The organism is Blastococcus sp. SYSU DS0541, from assembly GCF_054050875.1.
In genome coordinates this window covers 57,851-73,520 of the sequence record NZ_JBJHAD010000017.1, presented here as the reverse complement: position 1 = coordinate 73,520, position 15,670 = coordinate 57,851, and the positions used below count along the sequence as shown (strand labels likewise).

General features: G+C 76.7%; 13 protein-coding genes. 2 read left to right on the top strand and 11 right to left on the bottom strand.

Annotated elements, in window-relative coordinates:
* Positions 1-6: 6 nt before the first annotated feature.
* The 3 genes from larC to ACI794_RS17055 form a co-directional block, all read right to left on the bottom strand.
* Entirely contained in the window at positions 7-1,212 is a 1,206-nt protein-coding gene (gene larC, locus ACI794_RS17065) for a nickel pincer cofactor biosynthesis protein LarC (RefSeq protein ID WP_456616946.1), read from the bottom strand.
* The gene (locus ACI794_RS17060; RefSeq protein ID WP_456600805.1) at positions 1,209-3,803 is read right to left on the bottom strand and encodes a diguanylate cyclase domain-containing protein; all 2,595 of its coding nucleotides are present in this window, start codon (positions 3,801-3,803) and stop codon (positions 1,209-1,211) included. Before ACI794_RS17060 ends, larC begins: the two co-directional genes overlap by 4 nt.
* Positions 3,804-3,895: 92 nt before the next feature.
* Entirely contained in the window at positions 3,896-5,572 is a 1,677-nt protein-coding gene (locus tag ACI794_RS17055) for a diguanylate cyclase (RefSeq protein ID WP_456600804.1), read from the bottom strand.
* A 106-nt stretch (positions 5,573-5,678) separates the two neighbouring features.
* On the opposite strand from ACI794_RS17055, the gene pheA reads away from it, so the two are divergent.
* On the top strand, positions 5,679-6,626 hold the full coding sequence (pheA, locus tag ACI794_RS17050) for a prephenate dehydratase (RefSeq protein ID WP_456600803.1): 948 nt from the start codon (positions 5,679-5,681) through the stop codon (positions 6,624-6,626).
* Between the two features lie 92 nt (positions 6,627-6,718).
* Here the strand turns inward: pheA and ACI794_RS17045 are convergent, their stop codons facing one another.
* Positions 6,719-7,606: a ketopantoate reductase family protein gene (locus tag ACI794_RS17045; protein ID WP_456616945.1), complete on the bottom strand. Its 888-nt coding sequence runs from the start codon at positions 7,604-7,606 to the stop codon at positions 6,719-6,721.
* Positions 7,607-7,654: 48 nt separating this feature from the next.
* Positions 7,655-9,784 carry an MMPL family transporter gene (locus ACI794_RS17040; RefSeq protein ID WP_456600801.1) on the bottom strand — a complete coding sequence of 710 codons (2,130 nt, stop codon included), beginning with the start codon at positions 9,782-9,784 and terminating at the stop codon, positions 7,655-7,657.
* 76 nt (positions 9,785-9,860) lie between these two features.
* Here ACI794_RS17040 and ACI794_RS17035 point away from each other — a divergent pair, with 76 nt between their 5' ends.
* The gene (locus ACI794_RS17035) at positions 9,861-10,322 is read left to right on the top strand and encodes a MarR family transcriptional regulator (protein ID WP_456600800.1); all 462 of its coding nucleotides are present in this window, start codon (positions 9,861-9,863) and stop codon (positions 10,320-10,322) included.
* Between the two features lie 66 nt (positions 10,323-10,388).
* Here the strand turns inward: ACI794_RS17035 and ACI794_RS17030 are convergent, their stop codons facing one another.
* The 6 genes from ACI794_RS17030 to ACI794_RS17005 all read right to left on the bottom strand — a co-directional run bounded on the left by ACI794_RS17030 (position 10,389) and on the right by ACI794_RS17005 (position 15,627).
* Positions 10,389-10,718, bottom strand: coding sequence for a GroES family chaperonin (locus ACI794_RS17030; protein ID WP_456582476.1), 330 nt, complete (start codon positions 10,716-10,718; stop codon positions 10,389-10,391).
* A gap of 17 nt (positions 10,719-10,735) precedes the next feature.
* The gene (locus tag ACI794_RS17025; RefSeq protein WP_456582475.1) at positions 10,736-11,083 is read right to left on the bottom strand and encodes a metallopeptidase family protein; all 348 of its coding nucleotides are present in this window, start codon (positions 11,081-11,083) and stop codon (positions 10,736-10,738) included.
* Positions 11,080-12,504 carry a GuaB1 family IMP dehydrogenase-related protein gene (locus ACI794_RS17020; protein ID WP_456600799.1) on the bottom strand — a complete coding sequence of 475 codons (1,425 nt, stop codon included), beginning with the start codon at positions 12,502-12,504 and terminating at the stop codon, positions 11,080-11,082. The genes ACI794_RS17025 and ACI794_RS17020 overlap by 4 nt, the downstream gene beginning before the upstream one ends.
* A 203-nt stretch (positions 12,505-12,707) precedes the next feature.
* Complete coding sequence (locus tag ACI794_RS17015; RefSeq protein ID WP_456600798.1) at positions 12,708-14,168, bottom strand: glycosyltransferase family 2 protein; 1,461 nt, start codon at positions 14,166-14,168, stop codon at positions 12,708-12,710.
* Positions 14,165-15,244, bottom strand: coding sequence for a HEAT repeat domain-containing protein (locus tag ACI794_RS17010; RefSeq protein ID WP_456616944.1), 1,080 nt, complete (start codon positions 15,242-15,244; stop codon positions 14,165-14,167). The genes ACI794_RS17015 and ACI794_RS17010 overlap by 4 nt, the downstream gene beginning before the upstream one ends.
* Complete coding sequence (locus ACI794_RS17005; RefSeq protein WP_456600796.1) at positions 15,241-15,627, bottom strand: response regulator transcription factor; 387 nt, start codon at positions 15,625-15,627, stop codon at positions 15,241-15,243. Before ACI794_RS17005 ends, ACI794_RS17010 begins: the two co-directional genes overlap by 4 nt.
* Positions 15,628-15,670 lie beyond the last annotated feature (43 nt).

The window sequence follows — 15,670 nt, the reverse complement described above, 5'->3', positions numbered from 1 at the left end:
CGGCGCTCAGCCCCAGAGCGGGGGGACCTCGGCCGGCGGAGCGACCGGGTGGGCCGCCTCGGCGGCGGCCGTGGCGGCCCGCAGCACCTCCTTGACCGGCAGCTCGCGGGCGCGGGCCAGCGCGGCGACGTCCTCGTACTCGACGCTCACGTTCACGACCCGGTCGCCGGAGACGGCGAGCTTCACGCCGACGGGGGCGCCGAGCACCTCGACCGTGGCGTGCGCCCGCTCCAGGGCGACCTTGCCGACCTCGACCACCCGCAGCCCGATCGTCGACGTCGTCGCGAAGACGGCGGCCTGCACGGCGGGCAGCACCTCGGGACGGCACAGCGCGGACAGGGTGTGCGCCGGGCGGCCCTTCTTCATCAGGATCGGGGTGAGCCACGCGTCCGAGGCGCCGGCGGCGAGGAGGGCGTCGAGGACGCCCGGCCACAGCCGCGGGTCGAGGTCGTCGACGTTGGCCTCCAGGACCACCGGGCGGGCCGGCGCGGGCTCGGCGGGCTCGCCCAGCACGAGCCGGACGACGTTGGGCAGCTGCTCCGGGTCGCGGCCGCCGGCGCCCACGCCCACGCGCTCGACGCGGAGCGCGGGCAGCGTCGTCCACTCCTCCACCCGGGCGGCGAGCAGGGCCGCGCCGGTGGGCGTGCACATCTCGGCCGGCACGGCGCCGGCGTGCACCGGCACCCCGGCGAGAAGCTCCAGCACCGCCGGGCCCGGGAGCGGGACGACGCCGTGCGCCCCGCGGGCCGAGCCGCTGCCCAGCGCGACGGGGGAGGCGGTCAGCCGCGACAGCTCCAGGTACTCGAAGGAGGCGACCACCCCCACGACGTCGGCCAGGGCGTCCAGCGCCCCGACCTCGTGGAAGTGCACGCGCGCCGGGTCGATGCGGTGCACCCGGCCCTCCGCGACGGCCAGCCGCCCGAACACCGCGAGCGCCCCGTCGCGCACCGGTGGGGGCAGCGCCGAGGAGTGCAGCAGCGCCCGGACGTCGGCCCAGGTGCGCAGCACGTCCGACGGCGGCGCGTGCACGTGCACCCGGGTGGCGCCGAGCCCGTGGCGGGTCACCTGCTCGGTGGTCAGCCGAACCTGCTCGACGGGGAGCGCGGCGACCGCCTCGGCCGGCACGTCCAGCGGCACCCCGGCGTCGACGAGGGCGCCCAGCAGCATGTCGCCCGAGGCCCCGGCCGCGAGATCCAGCCAGCCGATGGTCACGGCCGCCGCGCGCTCCTCCGCGCGACACGGGCGGCGAAGATGCCGGCCGAGCAGCCGTCGTCGACCGAGGTGACGACCACGCCGGTCCCCGCGGGGTGCAGCATCGACACGAGCGCGCCCAGCCCGCCGAGGCCGCCGGGGTGCGCGGCCGACGTCGGCACCGCGACCACCGGGACGTCGGTGCGCGCGGCGAGCGAGGTCACGACCGCGGCGTCGGCGCCGGCGACGACGACCAGGCAGTCGGTGCCGTCGGGCACGGAGCCGTCCTCGACGCGGACCACCTCCGTGCCGGAGGCCCGGGCCACGAACGCCGCCTCGGCCGCGACGACGGGGTCGGCGCCCGCGGCGCGCAGCACGGTGGTGCGGCCGGCCGGCTCGGGCAGCGGGCCGACGACGGCGGCCATCGCGGCGCCGTCCATGGTGGTGACCGGTCCGTGCTCGCCGGCCACCGCCACCAGCGTCTCCGCGGCGGCGCGCAGCACGAGCACCGGGCGGTCGGGGGTGTCGCGGCGCGCCTGGCGGACCAGGGCCAGCACCTCGTCGACCGTGCGGCCCGGAGCCCGGACCACCGCCGGGCCGACCTCCTCGGCGGGGCGGTGCGCGGGCGGGGTCGGCACGAGCAGCGGCTCCCCCGGGCGCGCGGTACCCAGCGGGGCGTGCGCGTCGCCGAGCAGCGCGGCGAAGCCGGCCGCCTCCTCCCGGACGGCCGCGGCGGCGCGGGCGGCGTCCTCCGCCGGGCTGGGCCCGTCGGGCACCTGGCGCACGGGAGCGGCGGGGGACGGCTGCGCGACGCCGTCGGTGGCTCTCGTCTGGGTGAGCGCCGACAGCCGCACCACGCGGTCCCGGCCGCCGCGCTTGGCCTCGTAGAGCACGCCGTCGGCGGCCGCGAACAGGGTCTTGCGGTCGTCACCCCGGGTGGCCGAGGCGATGCCGGCGCTGATGGTCACCGGGACGTCCAGGCCGAGATCCACCCACGGGTAGCGGGCGACCGAGGCCCGGATCCGCTCCAGCGCCCGCTCGGCCTGCTCGGCGGTCGTCTCGGGCAGCAGGATGACGAACTCGTCGCCGGCCCAGCGGCACACCTCGTCGGTGTCGCGGACCCCGGCGACCAGCAGCTCGCCGATGGTCCGCAGCACGGCATCGCCGGCGGGGTGCCCGGCGGTGTCGTTGATCGCCTTGAAGGTGTCGACGTCGACCACGGCCAGCGCCGGGACGTCGCCCGCCGCCAGCAGCCCGTCCAGCCGCGCCTCGGCGTAGCGCCGGTTGGGCAGGTGGGTGAGCGGGTCCTCGTAGGCCTGCCGGCGCAGCTGACCGGCGGCGCGCTCGGTCTCCAGCAGGCTCTTGCGCCGGCCGAACAGCTCGACCCAGCGGGTGCGCCGCTCGTCGACCCGGTCCAGCTCGTCGGCGAGGTAGGCCTGCAGGTACGGGAGCGCCCGCCCGGCGTCGTCGAGGTCGGCGTGCAGCGTGCACAGCTCGCGGAGGGCGGCGCGGCGCAGCCGCGGCAGGCCGTGCTCGGTGGCCAGGGTCAGCGCGGCGACCAGGTGCTCGTCGGCGGCGTGGCCCTCGCCCTGCCGGCGCAGCGCGCGCCCCAGGGCCAGCTGCGCCGAGGCCATGCGGTCGCGGTCGGCGGTGGCGGCGGAGAGCCGCACGGCGGCGCGCAGCGGCCCGACCGCGGCCGTCTGCTCCCCCATGCCGACCAGGGCCCACCCGTGCACGACCTGGGCGGGGACGACGCCGGGGGAGTCCGGCGGCAGCTGCACGAGCGCCTGCTCGGCCAGCGCGCGGGCCTCGGCGAAGTACGGTGCGGCCGACTCGGGAGCGCCGTCGTCCAGGAGCCCCTCGCCCAGCTCGGCGCAGAGCTCGCCGAGGCGGGTGGCGGCGACGGCGACGAGCACGTCGGGGTCGCCCTCCGCGGCGGCGGGGCCGGTGGCGACCGCCTGGGCGGCCTCGAGCGAGCGGCGCTGGTAGTCCAGGGCCAGCGGCATCAGCTCGAGGTCGGCGAGCACCCCGGCCAGCGTCCCGAGCGTGTCCACCAGCAGCGGGCTCGGCGCCAGCCCCGGGTCGAGCAGGCTGGCGGCCTCGACGGCCTCGTCCATCGCGGCGTCGATCCGGCGCGAGAGCAGCTCGATGCGGGCATGCCGGGCCAGGCCGGCGGCGCGCTGCAGGGCGTCGTCGGAGGCGTCGAACGCGGCCTTCGCCGAGCGGACCAGGGCGATGGCCAGCGCCGCGCGCGAGGCGGACTCCGACCGCGCGTCGGGCTCCGTGCCGTCGGGGGAGCCCTCGCCGGCGCCGTCGATCAGCCCGGCGACGCCCGCGTGCAGGTCGAGGGCCGGCTCGGCGGCGGAGACCGGGTCGCCGACGAGCGTGAACCCGGCGACGCGGAGCCGGCGCACCAGCAGCTCGGCGCGCAGGGTGTCGGCCCACGCGCGGCCCAGCGACACCGGGGCGCCCTCGGGCGCGTCGGCGGCCGGGGTGGCTGCGACGTAGGGCGACGGGTCCCGCTCGACCCCGGCGAGCAGCTGCTCGGCGTCGTCGAGCTGCCAGTTGCTGAGGGCGGCGGTCACCCGGTGGTGCAGGGCTCCCGGTGGCACGAGCGCACTGTGCATGTCGTCACCGACAGTGTCGAGGACGTCACGCTGAACGCGCCGTCCCTCGTCCCTCCCGCCCCACGCGTGCAGGATGGTCACGCACTCGCCCCGCGATCCGCCGGCCCCACCTCGGCCGGCCCGTGCGCGCGGACCCGGTTGCGGCCGAGGCGCTTGGCGGAGAAGAGGTGCAGGTCGGCGGTGTCGAACAGCGACCGCCAGCCGGTGACCGGGCTCGGCTGGCCGTCGGTCACCGCGGGCGCGGTCGCGACGCCGATGCTGACCGTCACCGGCGCGGAGAGCTCCAGGTCCCGCCAGTCGGCCTCGGCGACCGCCGAGCGCAGCCGCTCCATCACCACCACGGCCTGCGCCTCGGTCGCCGTCGGCAGCACGACGAGGAACTCGTCACCGGCCCAGCGGTAGACCTCGTCGCCGGTGCGGCTGTGCTCGCGCAGCAGGTCGGCGACCCGGCGCAGGACGGCGTCCCCGTGGGTGTGCGAGGTGTCGTCGTTGACCTCCTTGAACCGGTCGACGTCGACGACGGCCAGCGACAGCGGCTCCTCGCCCAGCCGCAGGGCGCCCAGCCGCCGCTCGGCGCTGCGCCGGTTGCCCAGCCCGGTGAGCGGGTCCTCGAGCGCGTGCCGCCGGAGCACCGCCTCCTGGCGCTCGGCCTCGCGCAGCCGGCTGCGGCGGACGAACATCTCCGCCCACAGCGCCCGGCCGCGGGCGTGCGCCCGGCCGGTGTCGGCGCGGTAGGCCTCCAGCCAGTGCAGCGCCTCGGCAGGGCGACCGAGGTCGGCGTTGCCCTGCCCGAGCTCGAGCAGGCTCTGCCGGTAGCGGCGGCGGTCACCGGCGGCGGCGAAGGCACCGGAGGCCTCGACCAGCAGGTCGATCGCCTCCTCGCCGGGAGCGGTGCGCCCGTCGCGCGCGGCGAGCGCCGAGAGCACCCGGGCCAGCGCCAGGTCGGCGTACCCCCGCAGCCACAGGCCGCCGTCCCGCTGCAGCGCGCGCCGCACGCGGCGCAGCGGCCCGAGCGCGGCGTCCGGGTCGCCGCTGCACATCAGCGCCCAGGCCTGCACCACGTCGAGCAGGTCGGCGTCGGCCTGGTCGGGCGACCAGTCCAGCTCCCGCGCGCCGGTGGCGCAGGTGATCGCCTCGCCGGCGAGCTCGGCGGAGCGCTCGGTCTCCCCGCGGCGGCGCATCGTCTGCGCGAGCTCGACGTGCTGGCGGGCCGAGAGCAGCAGCAGCCGCCCGCGGTCGTCGACGTCGGGCAGGGCCGCGGCCACCTGGTGCCCGCGGACGGCGTGGTGGACGGCGAGCTCCTCCAGGTCCAGGCCGGAGAGCGCCATCGACAGCCAGCGGTGGGCCTGCAGCAGGGCACGGGACGGCGGCGCGGACGGCCCGTCGGTGAGCAGGCTGGCGTCGACGGCGAGCAGCATCGCGGAGTCGAGGTGGTCGGCGGTCGTCTCGACGTGCGCCAGGTAGGCCATGAGCAGCGCCGTCTCGGCCGACACCGGGCAGGCGTCGAGCTGCTCGCGGGCGGCCGCGATCCCGGCGGCGGCCGCGCCGGGTTCGCCGTCCACCAGGGCGCGACGGGCGCCGAACGCGTGCCGCCAGGCCGGCCACGGCGCGCCGAGGTCGTCGGCGAAGGCGTCGTCGGCCTCGTCGACGAGGGCGAGGAAGGGGGCGTGGTCCTCCCGGTCGCTGGCGTCGAGCAGCCGCCACAGGAGGGTCTGCAGGGCGCCGGGAGCGACACGGGCCGGACGGGCGGTCACGCATCCCTCCCTCCGCGGTGGGGCCCCGGAGGGCCGGTCCTGCCGGTTCCCGACACCCCTACCGGGCCGGGCGACCGCCTCGTACCGTGCGCACTACCCTCGTCGGATGCCCGGGATGCCACCCAGTCCGTCTCCGACGCGGTTCGCCTATCTCGGGCCCGAGGGTACCTTCGCCGAAGCGGCCCTGAGCAGGGCGATCGCCACTGCCGGGGGACGGCGGGACCCCCACCCGAGTGTCTCCGCGGCGCTCTCCGCCGTCCGTTCGGGGGACGCCGACGCGGCGCTCGTGCCGCTGGAGAACTCGGTCGAGGGGTCCGTGCCGGCCACCATGGACGGCCTGGCCGACGGCGCCACCCTCGTCATCACCCGCGAGGTCTACCTCGAGGTGGCGTTCGTCATCGCCGTCCGCCCCGGGACGGCGCTCGACGCCGTCCGGTCGGTGGCCAGCCACCCGCATGCCCTCGCCCAGACCAGCGGCCGGCTGGCCGAGCTGCTGCCCGGCGTTCCCCCGATGCCCACGGCCTCGACCGCCGCCGCCGCCTCGGCCGTGGCCGCAGGGAAGGTCGACGCCGCGGTCTGCGCGCGGATCGCAGCCGACCGCTACGGCCTGGAGGTGCTCGCCGACGACGTCGCCGACACCGCGGGTGCGGTGACCCGGTTCGTGCTCGTGCAGCCGCCCGGCCCGCTGCCCGCGCCGACCGGCAACGACAAGACCTCGCTGACCGTCGTCGTCGGTGACCGCACCGGTGCGCTGCTGGACGTGCTGCGGGAGTTCGCCGTCCGCGGCATCAGCCTGACCCGCATCGAGTCGCGCCCCACCCGGCAGCGGCTCGGCGTCTACTCCTTCTCCCTGGACTGCGAGGGGCACGTCGCGGACTCCCGGGTGGGGGAGGCGCTGGCCGCGTTGCACCGGGTGTGCGACGACGTCCGCTTCCTCGGCTCGTACGCGCGCGCCGACGGGCGGGACAACCGGTCGGTGCCGGCGGAGTCGTCCGACGACGCGTTCGTCGAGGCCGGGCAGTGGCTGGCCCGGGTGCGCGCAGGGGAGCTCTGAGCCGCGGCTCGCCGCCGTCGTAGGCCACGCAGGGTGGCCGCGCTGCGGCGCCGTGCTCTTCCTGCTGGATCGCCACCGCCAGCTGACCCGGCTCAGCCCAGGCGGGCGCGCAGCTCCTCGACGATCTCCCGGGTGACCGGGACCTCGACGCCCTGCCGGTCCGCCGCCCGCAGCACCGCGCCGCCGATCGCCTCGAGCTCGGTGGGCAGCCCGGCCCCGGCGTCGCGCTGCATGGAGGACCGCATGCCCCCGGGCAGCGACCAGGCGAACTCCCGGGTCGCCGCGGCGTCCCCGGCCGCCCCGTCGGCCCGCGCCACCGCGGCCACCTCGGCGATCACGGCGGTGAACTCCTCGCCGTGCTCCGCGCGCACCGTGCCGAGGTCGGTTGCGTGCCGGGTCGTCAGCAGCGCCATGGGGGCCAGGAAGCACAGCTTGTCCCAGAGCAGCCCGGCCTCGTCCGTGCGGACGGCGACGTCCACCCCGGCGGCGTCGAGCGCAGCGGCGAGGGGCTCGGCGCCCGGGGCCAGCTGCACCGCGCACAGCTGCCCCTCGTGCCGGACCTCGCCCGGCGCGGGGCGGGAGGCGAACACCCGGATCGTCCCGGCGACCACCCGCGCCGCCGCGTAGCGCTCCCGCAGCGCGGCCAGGTGCTCCACGCCGTTGAGCAGCGGCACCACCACGGCGCCGCCCAGCGTCTCGGCCGGCACGCGGTCGAGCGCCTCGTCCAGCTGGGTGGCCTTCGTCGTCACCAGGAGGACGTCGACCGGGCCGTCCAGCCGCTCGGCGCCGCGGACCCGCGCCGTCAGCTCGCCGTACCGGTCGCTGACCACCCGCACGCCGTGCGCGTCCAGGTGCGCGGCGGTCCCCGGACGGGCGAGGCAGGTGACCGCGTGCCCGTCCCGCGCGAGCAGAGCGGCGAGCAGCCCGCCCACCCCGCCGGGGCCGAGCACGGCGAGGCGGAGCCCGTCCGCAGTCGTCATGGGGCCAGCCTGCACGAAGTCCTCCCGGAGCGGCGCGGCCCCCGCCGGTCAGCCCGCGGCCGCGCCGATGAGCTCGCGGTCGGGTTCGGCGCCCCGGTCCGGCCCCCGGGCCAGCCGGCTCGGCCACCACACCCGGTCGCCGAGGAGGTGCACGGCGGCCGGCACCACCAGGGAGCGCACCACGAAGGTGTCCAGCAGCACGCCGAAGCCGACGAGGAACGCCAGCTGCACCAGGAACAGCAGCGGCAGCACCGAGAGCGCGCCGAAGGTCGCGGCCAGCACCAGGCCCGCCGACGTGATGACCCCGCCGGTGACCGCCAGGGCCCGCAGGACGCCGTCCCGCGTGCCGTGCCGCGTGGCCTCCTCGCGGGCCCGGGTCATGAGGAAGATGTTGTAGTCGATCCCGAGCGCGACGAGGAACACGAAGGCGATCAGCAGGATCGTGGGATCGCTGCCGGGGAAGCCGAAGACGCCGTCGAACAGCAGCGCGGCGACGCCGACGGTGGCGCCGACGCTGAGCACCACGGTGCCGAGGAGCAGCAGCGGGGCCACGAGGGAGCGCAGCAGCAGCGCGAGGACCACGGTGATCACCACCAGCACGGCGGGCACGATCACCTGGAGGTCGCGTGCGGCGGTCTCGCGGGTGTCCAGGTTGCTCGCGGTGTCGCCCCCGACGAGGGCGGCGGGGTCGGCGCCGTCCAGGCTCGTGCGCAGGTCCTGCACCGTCTCGATGGCCTCTACGCTGTCGGCTGGGACGGCGAGCACGACGTCGAGCCGGACCAGCCCGTCGACCACCAGCGGCTCGGCTCCCGGCTGCGGCGGCCCCTCCGCCCCGGTGAAGGGCAGCACGGCGGCCACCCCCTCGGTCGCCGCGGCCGCCTCGGCGACGGCGGGCCAGTTCTCCTCCGGGGTCAGGACCACCGTGGGGCTGCCGGCCCCGGCGGGGAAGTGGCGGCCCAGGGCCTCCTGCCCCGCGACGGCGTCGGACTCGCCCCGGATCGCGTCGGAGAACGTGATGCCGCTGGCGTCGTAGGCCGGCGCGAACACGGCGGCGGCGACGAGCGCGAGCGTGCTGAGCGCGAGGACCCGGCGCGGCCGGCGGCCGACCAGCGCGGCGACCCGCTGCCAGCCACGGCCCTCCGGCGGCTGCACCCCGTACGCCGGGCGGAACGGCCAGAAGGCGGCCCGGCCGAGCAGGGTCAGCGCCGCCGGGAGGAAGGTGAGCGCGGCGACGACCGCGAGGGTCACGCTCACCGCCGAGATCGGGCCGAGGCCCCGGTTCGAGCCCAGGTCGGAGAGCAGCAGGCAGAGGACGCCCAGGACGACGGTGGCCCCCGAGGCGACGATCGGCTCCCACGACCGGCGCAACGCCGTCCCCATCGCGGCGTACGCGGACTGCTGGGACCGGAGCTCCTCGCGGAAGCGGGCCACCAGGAGCAGCCCGTAGTCCGTGGCCGCACCCACCACCAGGATCGCGGCGATGCCCTGGCTCTGGCCGTTGACGGTGATGGCGCCGGCGTCGGCCAGCAGGTAGGCGACGGCGTTGGCCGCGGTGAGGGCGAGCCCGGCGGTGCCGATGACCAGGAAGGGCAGGATCGGGCTGCGGTACACGACGAGGAGGATCAGCAGCACCACGCCGAAGGCGGCGGCCAGCAGCAGCCCGTCGATGCCGGCGAAGCCGTTGGCGAAGTCGGCGAAGATCCCGCCGGGGCCGGTGACGTAGGAGTCGGTGCCCTCGACCGGCAGGGTGTCGCGGAGGTCGGCGACGACGGGGATGATCTCGTCGCCGAGCTCGGGGCTCAGCGGCAGGACCGCCTGCACCGCCTCGCCGTCCTGCGAGGGGATCGGCGGGCTGGGCTCGCCGGCCAGCGCGTCGGCCTCGCGGGCGACGTCGGCGGCCTGCTGCACCCGCTCGGCGATGGTGGCGAGGGTTGCGGGGTCGATGCCGCCCTCGCCCTCCCACAGCAGGATCGCCGGGATCGACTGCGTCGGCGCGAAGCCCTGCTGCAGCTCCTGCACCCGCGTGCTCTCGGCGCTGTCGGGCAGGAACGCGGCGACGTCGTTCTCCTGCAGGCCGGTGAGCCCGGCGCCCAGGGCGCTGAGCGGGCCGGCGCCGCCGAGCCAGACGACGAGGACCAGGAGCGGGAGGATCCAGCGGGCGGAGCGGCGGCCGGGCATGATTCCCCTAGATGCTCGATCATCTCGATCGTCGAGATGATAGGACGGCGGGACCACGATGGCGAGTGGAGGTGCGGTGGCCGAGGACGTCGACCGGCAGGAGCTCGCACTGCTCCTTCGCCGGCTGACCGTGGAGCTGGATGCGGTCGGGCAGCGGTTCGCCGATCTGCACGGGCTCGGGCGCACCGACGTCCGGGCGCTCGTCGCCGTCATGGACGCCGCGCGGCGCGGGGAGGCGCTCACCGCCGGGCGGCTCGGGTCGGCCGTGGAGCTGAGCTCGGCGTCGGTGACCGCGCTGGTCGACCGGCTGGAGCGGGCCGGTCACCTGCGCCGGGTGCGGGACGACGCCGACCGCCGTCGGGTGACCCTGGAGATGTCGGCCGGTTCGATGGCTGCCGGCGCGGAGTTCTTCGGCGGGCTGCAGCGGGACCTGCTCGCCGCGATGGAGGGGTTCTCGGACGACGAGCTCACCGTCGTCCGCCGGTTCCTCCTGGGGATGACCGAGGTGATCGAGGCGCACGCCCGCGACGCCCCGTGACCGTGCGGCCCCCTCGCAGGGTCCCGCCCTGAGCGCGCGAAGGGCGGGGGGCGAGGGGGTCCTGTCTCAGAGGTAGAGGCCGGTCGACTCCTCGATGCGCTCGGCGGCGACGGCGTGCACGTCCCGCTCGCGCAGGATGACCAGGTCCTCGCCGTGCACCTCGACCTCGTGCTGGTCCTCGGGGGAGAAGAGCACCTGGTCGCCGACCTTCACCTGCCGGACGCTGGGCCCGACCCCCTTGGCCTCGCCCCAGACCAGCCGCTTGGCGACCTGGGCGGTCGCGGGGATGAGGATGCCGCCGGTCGAGCGCCGCTCGCCGTCCTCCCGGCGCAGCGACACCAGGATGCGGTCGTGCAGCATCTTGATCGGCAGCCGTCCGGCGCTGTTCTCGGGCACGGGGGGCAAGGCTACGTTCACCCCCAGCCGAGCTCGTGGAGGCGGTCCTCCTCGATGCCGAAGTGGTGCGCGATCTCGTGGACGACGGTGATCGTCACCTCGTCGACCACCTCGTCCTCGGTCTCGCAGATGTCGCAGATCGCCTCGCGGTAGATCATGATCCGGTCGGGCAGCGCCCCGCCGTAGTCCCAGCCGCGCTCGGTCAGCGCGTAGCCCTCGTAGAGCCCGAGCAGCTCGGGCTCGTCGGGGTTCCGGTCCTCGACCAGGACGACGACGTTGTCCAGCAGCGCCATCAGCTCGGGCGGCACCTGGTCCAGCGCGTCGGCGACGAGGTCCTCGAAGACCGGGAGCGGGAGCGGCGTCACCAGCTGGTCGGCAGCGGCCGGCCCTCCTCGTACCCGGCCGAGCTCTGCACCCCCAGCACCGCCCGCTCGTGCAGCTCGTCGACGGTGCGCGCACCGGCGTAGGTGCAGGAGGAGCGCACGCCGGCGACGATCTGGTCGATCAGGTCCTCGACGCCGGGGCGCTGGGGGTCCAGGTACATGCGGGAGGAGGAGATGCCCTCCTCGAACAGCCCGGCCCGCGCCCGTTCGAAGCCGCTCTGCGTCGCCGTCCGTGCCTTGACCGCGCGCGCCGACGCCATCCCGAAGGACTCCTTGTACAGCCGGCCGGCGTCGTCGTGGATGTCGCCGGCGCTTTCGAAGGTGCCGGCGAACCAGGAGCCCACCATCACGTTCGCCGCGCCGGCCGCCAGCGCCAGGGCGATGTCGCGGGGGTGCCGCACGCCGCCGTCGGCCCACACGTGCTTGCCCAGCGAGCGGGCCTCGGCGGCGCACTCCTCGACGGCGGAGAACTGCGGTCGCCCCACCCCGGTCATCATCCGGGTGGTGCACATGGCGCCCGGGCCCACGCCGACCTTGACCACGTCGGCGCCGGCCTCGACCAGGTCGCGGGTGCCCTGCGCCGTCACCACGTTGCCGGCGACGACCGGCACGGAGCCGGCGACCGAGCGGACCGCGCGCACCGCCTCGATCGCCTTCTCCTGGTGCCCGTGCGCGGTGTCGACGACCAGCACGTCGACGCCGGCGGCCAGGAGTGCGCCGGCCTTGCCGGCGACGTCGCCGTTGATGCCGACGGCGGCCGAGGTGAGCAGGTGCCCGTCGGCGTTCACCGCCGGGAGGTAGAGCGAGGAGCGCAGCGCGCCCTTGCGGGTGATGACCCCGACCAGGCGGTCGCCCTCGACCACGGGGGCGGCGCTCACCCGCTCGCCGGAGAGCACGTCGAAGATCTTGGTGAGGTCGGTGCCGGCCGGGATCGTCAGCGGCTGCCGGGTCATCACCTCGGAGAGCTGGGTGAAGCGGTCGACGCCCTGGCACTGCCCGTCGGTGACGACGCCGACCGGGGAGCCGCCCTCGACCACGACGACGATGCCGTGGGCGCGCTTGGTCAGCAGCGACAGCGCCTCGCCCACCGTGGACGTGGGGGAGAGGGTGATCGGGGTGTCGTAGACGGGGTGCCGGGTCTTGACCCAGGAGACGACCTCGGCGACGACGTCGACCGGGATGTCCTGCGGCAGGACGGCGAGGCCGCCGCGGCGGGCCACCGTCTCGGCCATGCGGCGGCCCGAGATCGCCGTCATGTTGGCCACGACGATCGGGATCGTGGTGCCCACGCCGTCGGGCGTGCGCAGGTCGACCTCCAGCCGCGACCCGACGGTGGAGCGCGCCGGCACCATGAAGACGTCGGAGTAGGTGAGGTCGTGCGAGGGCCGCTGCAGGAAGCGCATGGGGCCCATTGTCCCCGATCCCCGGCCCGGCCCGTGGTGCCCTGCGGGCTGTACCTCTCTGCCCCGCCCGGGTGGGCAGAGAGGTACTGCTCGGGTGGGGACCTCCGGGGTGGGTGGAGCGGGCGAGGAGCCGGATCGCGGCCGGCGTCGACCACGAGCAGTGGACGCGGTGGCAGGACGCGCTCCTCGACCAACGTCTCCGGTCAGTACAGCGAGCGCGCGGGGGCGAGCTGCCTTCGCCGCGGGTCCGCGGCGAAGCCCACGCGCGGCATGGCCGACCACACCGGGTCGCGGGAGGTCAGCGCCGCCACCAGGCCGCGCAGCCGGAACCAGGCGTGCGCCTGCCGGTACCCCACGTTCTCGACGAGGGCGGCCAGCAGGAGGGCGCACAGGTCCCGCCCCCGCCGGTACCGGTGGTAGGTCAGCTCCTCGACGGCGATGGCCGTGGTCGACAGCAGCGTCCCGACGGCGAGCGCCAGCCCGACCATCAGCGCGGCGGTGCCGTGGTCGAGGATGCCCAGCCCCGCGGCCAGGACGACCGAGGCCAGCCCGAACACCTCCACGACCGGGCCCAGCAGCTCGAACAGCACGAAGAACGGCAGCGCCATCGTGCCGACGGCGCCGAAGCGCGGGTTGCCGACCATCCGCCGGTGCTTCCACAGCAGCTGCGCCAGCCCGTGCGACCAGCGCCGCCGCTGCCGCGCCAGCACACCCCACGTCTCGGGGACCTCGGTCCAGCAGACCGGCTCGGGGACGAAGACGACGCGGTGCGGCGCGCCGGCCCGGCGCTGGTGCTCGATCAGGCTGATGACCAGCTCGGCGTCCTCGGCCAGGGACCGGGCGTCCAGCCCGCCGATCTCCAGCAGCAGGTCGCGGCGGAACAGCCCGAAGGCGCCGGAGATGATCAGCAGCGCGTTGGCGTCGGCCCAGCCCGTGCGACCGAGCAGGAACGAGCGCAGGTACTCCACCGCCTGGATGCGGACCAGCCAGTTGCGCGACAACCGCGGCTCCAGCACGGTCCCGCGGTCGGTGACGGCGCCGTTGGCCGCGCGGATCACCCCGCCGGCGGCGATGACGTTCGCCGGGTCCTCCACGAACGGGCGGGCCACCCGCAGCAGCGCGTCCTCCTCCAGCAGCGAGTCGGCGTCGACCATGCAGACCAGCGGGTGGCGGGCGACGTTCAGCGCCGCGTTGAGGGCGTCGGAGCGGCGGCCGACGCTGGTCTTGCGGACGACGACCAGCGGGTCGCCGGTGGTGGCCCGGTGCACCGAGAGGATCTCGCCGTCGACCGGGAGCTCCGCGGTGCGGCGAGGGGCGATCTCGGTGAGCCCGTAGCGCTCGGCGACCAGCGCGAAGGTCCGGTCGGTGGAGCCGTCGTCGACGAGCACCACCTCGAGCGCCGGGTAGCGCTGGCCGAGGGCCGCGCGCAGCGTGTCGAGGATGCCCGCCTCCTCGTCGTGCGCCGGGATCAGCAGCGAGACGGCCGGGGTGAGCGGGCTGGCGAAGATCTCGCCGTGCCCCTCGGCACCGCGCCACCGGCGGGCCTCGGCGACCCGCCGGGCTCCCAGGAGCACCAGGGCCAGCATGCTCAGGTCGAGCAGCAGCGTGTAGCCGAGGACGGTCCAGCTCGCGGTCAGGACGACGTCGGTGAGGAGGCCGCTCACCGGGCACCGACCGGCTCGGGACGGCGCAGCCCGCCGTCGAGCTCGTCGAGCGCGGCCCGGGCGACGTCGGCGGCGGCCCCGGGGCCGTCGGCCACCTCGCGGAGGGCGAGGCGCCCCTCGGCGCCGAGCCGGCCGAGCGCATCGGCGCAGGCGCTGCGGACGGCGATCCCGGGGGCGGCCAGGCCGGCGAGCAGCGGGATGGTCGCGACCGGGTCGCCGACCCGCCCGAGGGCCTCGGCGCTGGTGCGCTGGAGCCGGGCGTCGGGGGAGTGGGTCAGCGCGGCGACGAGCGGCTCGGTCGACGTCGGCGAGCCGATGCGGCCGAGCGCGGCGGCCGCGGCACGGCGTACGCCGAGGTCCTCCCGGACGTCGCGGAGCAGGTCCTCGAGCAGCGGGGCGGCGGAGGCGTCGCCGTGCACGCCGAGCAGCTCGGCCACGAGCTCGCGGGCGACGCCGCGGGAGCCGGCGAGGGCGTCGCGCAGCACGGGGAGGGCCGCGGTCCCCAGGTCGAGCAGGGCCATGCCGACGACGCCGTGGGGCAGGCCGCCGGCGCCCCGGGTGGCCCGGAGGAGGGGGTCGACGGCGGCGGGGTCACCGGCCTTGCCGAGGGCGCGGGCCGCGGCGCAGCGCACCTCGAGCGAGCGGTCGCGCAGCAGCGGGGTCATCGCCGCGACGTGCGAGGTCCCCGCGGCGGAGCCCAGCAGGGTCACCGCGCGGCCGCGCCGCCAGGGCGTGCGCGCCGAGAGGTCGGCGACCGCGCGGGCCACGACGCCCCGCTCGGTCAGCAGCCGGCGGAGCACCTCGCGGTCGCTGCCGCGGAGCTGGGGGAGGAGCTCCAGCACGATGGCGTCGAGCTCGGCGGGCGCGCCGACGGCCTCGGGGAGGGGCGCGCCGCCCGCGGGGCCGTCGTCCAGCAGGGCGTGCACCAGCGGGGTGAGCTCCCGCTTGCGCCGGGCGTCCCGGGCGACGCGGCGTCCGCGCAGGAGGTGGGCTGCCCCGACCAGGACCAGCAGGACGACGATCAGCGCGGTCACCGCCGCCCCGGCCACGAGCGCCGGTGCGAGCGGGACGGTCACGTGACGACGCTGCCCGGCGGCAGGGCCGCGGTGACGCGGCTGACCAGCTCGCGGGTGCTGAACGGCTTGGCGACGAAGTCGGTGGCCCCCGCGGCGAACCCCCGCTCCAGGTCCGGCTCCTGGGCCTTGGCCGTCAGCAGCAGCACGGGGGTGCGGGCGAGCGCGGCGTCGCCGTCCTCGCGCAGGGCGCGGCACACCTCCAGGCCGTTCATCCGCGGCATCATCCAGTCGAGGACGACGAGGTCCGGGCGCAGCTCGCGGGCGGCCGCCAGGCCGGCCTCGCCGTCGCGCTCGACCGACACCTCGAGGCCCATCCGGCCGAGGCGGAACGCGACGAGGTCGGCGATGACGGGGTCGTCGTCGACGACGAGCACGTGGGTCATGGGGCTCCGATCGGAGGGGGCGGACCTCCCCGGCATCGGCACG

What these genes read in the sequence shown, in the direction of transcription:
- ACI794_RS17005 (WP_456600796.1), bottom strand. Translation starts at nt 15,627, where the DNA reads ATGACCCACGTGCTCGTCGTCGACGACGACCCCGTCATCGCCGACCTC.
- ACI794_RS17045 (WP_456616945.1), bottom strand. Translation starts at nt 7,606, where the DNA reads ATGACGACTGCGGACGGGCTCCGCCTCGCCGTGCTCGGCCCCGGCGGG.
- pheA (WP_456600803.1), top strand. Translation starts at nt 5,679, where the DNA reads ATGCCCGGGATGCCACCCAGTCCGTCTCCGACGCGGTTCGCCTATCTC.
- ACI794_RS17020 (WP_456600799.1), bottom strand. Translation starts at nt 12,504, where the DNA reads ATGCGCTTCCTGCAGCGGCCCTCGCACGACCTCACCTACTCCGACGTC.
- ACI794_RS17040 (WP_456600801.1), bottom strand. Translation starts at nt 9,784, where the DNA reads ATGCCCGGCCGCCGCTCCGCCCGCTGGATCCTCCCGCTCCTGGTCCTC.